The organism is Flavobacterium sp. YO12 (assembly GCF_004119495.1).
GTDB lineage: Bacteria > Bacteroidota > Bacteroidia > Flavobacteriales > Flavobacteriaceae > Flavobacterium.
The window spans coordinates 1-1,193 of sequence record NZ_NRQU01000140.1 but is presented as its reverse complement, the minus strand read 5'-3'; the positions used below and the strand labels follow the sequence as shown (position 1 = coordinate 1,193).

Genomic DNA, 1,193 nt, shown 5'->3' with positions numbered 1-1,193 from the left:
AAATAGATGAGTGTTTTACCTATATCTACAAATCAAGAAGACTTAAAAACCGACGTTAAATTAGCGGATGTAAGTTGTGGAAGTGGTATATTTATCACTACTGCTTTTAAACGTTTAGTTCAAAGATTAAGAGTAAAAAAAATGGATAGAAGCGGGAAGACCTAACAAGTTACCTAATCCTTCATTAAAAGAAGTAAAGGAAATATTAACTAAAAATATTTATGGGGTAGATTTACATTCTACAGCAGTAAAGTTAACAAAGTTTAGTTTACAATTAGCTCTTTGTCAATTAGTTCCAAATCATGAATTATGGACATGGAATGAAGATAGGGTTTTTAAAAATTTAGAAAATGAAAATATCTTTCAAGAAGATTTTTTTGATTTTCTTACCGAAGAAAAATACCATCATTTTCATGAAAATTTTGATTTAATTATAGGAAATCCTCCATTTTTTCCTCTAACAGAAAATAAAGAAAAACCCGAATATTCTACTATAACAAAAAAATTAAAAAAAATAAGTTTTGAATTTTCTGTTAAAATTCCTGATAATCAATTAGCATTGATGTTTTTAGAAGCTAGCAGTGTTCTTCTAAAACCCAAAGCAGAGTTGTGCCTAATCCAAAAATCTACCGCCTTACTTTTTAATAAAGGTGTTAAAGAATTTAGAGATAATCTTTTTAATAAATTTTATGTGCATCAAATAATTGATTTTACACTGTTAAAAAATCATTTATATAAATCTAAAAGTAAAACAAGAGTAGATGATTTAGGAAAACCCGTTTATGAAAATGGGAAACTTAAAAAAACGGCATCGACAGCTGTAGAATCATGTGCGATTTTTTACAAAAAAGAAAAAGTAGAAGATTACAATACATTGCATATTATTTCAAGATTATTGAAAAATACCATAGAAGGATTATCATTTGAATTTGATTACTATGATTTTTATGAACTATCAAAAAATCAAATTTTAGAAGATGATACCATTTGGAGGTCTAATCTTTTAGGAGGAAATAGGCTCAATCATTTGATAAAAAAATTAAATGTTACAAATAGATTTCAAACGAATCTAAAAGATTATGTTTTAAATCATTTAGGTATTGACGAAAAAGGGTTACAGTGAAGGTTTTTATTTGTCGGAAACAAGTAAAAATTCATCTATATTAATAACTAAACCATCTTAAATTTAAGAG

1 protein-coding gene is annotated in these 1,193 nt (G+C 26.2%); it reads left to right on the top strand.

The genetic code is table 11. The annotated features are described in order from the left end of the window. Nucleotides 1-145: 145 nt before the first annotated feature. The gene (locus BOW55_RS20670) at nucleotides 146-1,123 is read left to right on the top strand and encodes an Eco57I restriction-modification methylase domain-containing protein (RefSeq protein WP_129026332.1); all 978 of its coding nucleotides are present in this window, start codon (nucleotides 146-148) and stop codon (nucleotides 1,121-1,123) included. Nucleotides 1,124-1,193: the final 70 nt, after the last annotated feature.